General features: G+C 62.8%; 2 protein-coding genes. Both read right to left on the bottom strand.

What is annotated here, in order from left to right:
• A partial coding sequence (locus NZM16_RS05215) for an ABC transporter permease subunit (RefSeq protein ID WP_295448424.1) occupies nucleotides 1–854 on the bottom strand: 854 nt, incomplete at its 3' end.
• A 135-nt stretch (nucleotides 855–989) separates the two neighbouring features.
• A complete protein-coding gene (locus NZM16_RS05220) occupies nucleotides 990–2459 on the bottom strand; it encodes a ubiquitin-like domain-containing protein (RefSeq protein ID WP_295479118.1) in 1470 nt (489 codons plus the stop codon).
• Nucleotides 2460–2701 lie beyond the last annotated feature (242 nt).

A 2701-nucleotide genomic window follows, 5' to 3' on the forward strand; every position in this document is an offset into this window, starting at 1 on the left:
GGGCCTTTGGAGACCGAAGATGGGGGACGTCGCCATGGAAACCCCCAACTTCCCTCTCCGCTTACCCGCAGATCCCGGCGCTCAAAGCGCCACCATGCCAGCATCAGGAAAACCAGCGAAGCTGTCAGCAAGCTCAGGAACCAGTCCAGCTTCAACCCATGGATCGCCAGCCCGCCCTGATAATACGCCAGAGGGGAAAGCTGATTAATGGTTTCGAGATCTGGATTGATCCGCGCCAGCGCGGTGATGAAGAAGCTGGCCCCCAACAAGAGGCCAGCTACCATGGCCGCCATGTTTCGTGAAGGCAGGATCTGGCTCAGGAAGATCGCCAGATGGGCGAAGAGCATCAGCACCGCCAGGAGGGAGAAGAAGGGCAAAGCGAGCGCCCCTGGGGTCACCTCCAGGCGCGCGGCCAAGGGCTTCCCCAGCATGAAGCCCAGCCAGGTCAGCCCCAGAATCGCCACCGTCGCGGCAGCGAAGGCCAGCCATCGCCCGAAGAAGAAGGCGGATCGGGAGATCGGATGCCCCATCAGAAGATCCAGCACGCCCCTCTCCTCCGGTTCCGCAAGCAACGACGCACCGACCAGCACCGCATAGACCCCGAGGATCACCGGCATTAAGGAGAAAAACTGGCTGTCCAGATAGCCTTCGGGAGTCGTAAATCGCTCGACCTCCCCAAAGAAGGCCAGCAGCTCCTTGGGGAACATCTGGAGCAGTCGTTCCCACGCCTCTCGCTGCTGAACGATCGTGTCATAGAACGAGAGGATATAAGCGCCCAGGACCGCGAGGGCGATCCCCCAGCCGAGGATCGCAGCCCGCAGGCCGTTCAGGGTGTAGCGGAAAATCGCCCTCATCGTTTCCCCTCCAACCCCCATAGGGTGGATGATTCTTTACCGAGGGTGCGGGCCGCCTTCGGCGGCCCGCATCTATGAAAATATGAAAAACCGAACAGGTCAAAGCACTGCCCCAGGAAGCGACTACCCGGCAATCTAAGGCGAGGGAGGGATCGGCCACTCCGGCAGAATATAGGGGATCGACTCCGGAGAAGGAACCGGAGTCAGAAGATAGACGTCCACCCAGCGATACCAGAGCACCAGGTCCTCATCGTTATATCCCAGATCGATGCGGCGGCCGATAATCCCCCCCCCGGTATCAGCGGCCAGCCCTATCCCGTAACCGGGCACATAAACCTTCCATCCCAGTCGGATCACTCGAGGATCTACCGCTACAATCCCACGTTGCATAGGGAGCCCCGTTCGAGTGCGGCCGAAGTATGAGGCGGAAGGATGAACGCCTGCCGTGGACCGGCTATACGAGGTGGCCAGCATGCGGACCCGCCGCCAGTATTCGATCGGCCCATCCGGCGTCTCCAGCGTGCGCACCACGATCTTCGTCCCATAGACCCAGACCCGGGGCTCCGGGGATCGAATCATGGTCTCATCGACGACCTCCCGCGCGACCTCCCGACCGTTTTCATAGCGCACCCGGATCCGTCGCTGAAGCACACCGTTTTGGCCAGGGGATCTCTGCACCCAGGTGTCCAGCTCCAGGTTGGGATCCGGTTCCCATACCGTCTGAAAGGGAATAGGGGTTTCCTCGATCTCGAAGCCTTCCGTCACCCGGATGACCTGGACGGTCTCTCCGCCCTGGAGGCGGCTCTCTTCACTGGGGATCACCCGATCCTGGCCATGCAACAAGATCCCCAGCTCCCACAGTAACTCCCGGACCGTGCGCGCAGTGGTGGAGATCACCTGGGTGCGCCCATCCGCTTCCACGGTGATGGGACGGGCGCGGAACAGGGCAACCTGCATCCCGCCATCCAGCGGCGTTTCAGGCCCGGGCAGCAGTCGATCCGTCGGGTCCAGAAACACGCCAGCCTCCCGCAGCGCCGCCCCCACCGTGGGTGCCGTTGACCAGATCACGCGTCGCGTTCCGTCTTCCAGACGCATCACCAGCGGAGCGGACCGCACCACCCGGATCTCTTGAGGAGGCCCTCGCCCATCGAGCTCCGGAGGTCTGGTTTCCCCTCGTCGGCCATCCACCCACAGCACGTCCCCCGGCCCCAGGGTGATCCCCGCTTCCGCCAGGATCTCCCGGGGATCAGAACGGAGGGTGTAAAGCTGAATCCAGCGAGAGGGCTCTACGCCGCGGCCCTCAATCAGGATGCGAACCGGTCTGGCCCTTCGGATGGAGATCGTGGCCGGAGGTTGGATCGGGTGCGTCAAGGGCGGGGAAACCGCATCCTCGGGACGGAGCATCAAGCCCGCCTCCCGCAACACGTCCCCCACCGTTCGTTGATGGGTTCTAATGGGGAGAACCTGATCATCGAGGAGGATGGTTACGGTCTGTTGGGAGCGCCAGTAACCCCAAAGGCAAAAAGCGCCCAGCCCAAGCCAGGCCATCCATTTAAGAAGCGTCCATCGGTTCATTGCAGCCAGCGCGGAACCTGGAAACCTCAAATGCTCCTCTCTCCCTGCGATCCGTTAGACCGCAGGGAGGCCGAGGAACCATTGAATCATTTTGGGGCGGGCGAGGTCGCCCCCAAACCTCCCCCGGAGCAAAGAAATCCCGAGTTCGTCCGAAGTGCTTTGTCCAGGTCCGGAAGGCCATGGCCCCTCCCCACGGCCCAAAAGGCCGCGGGGGGGAGAGAAAACATCTTTCGGGGGCGGTGCGGGGGCCGTGAGCCCCCCCCCCCCCCCCC

The sequence above is a fragment of the Thermoflexus sp. genome (assembly GCF_025055495.1).
Classification (GTDB): Bacteria; Chloroflexota; Anaerolineae; order Thermoflexales; family Thermoflexaceae; genus Thermoflexus.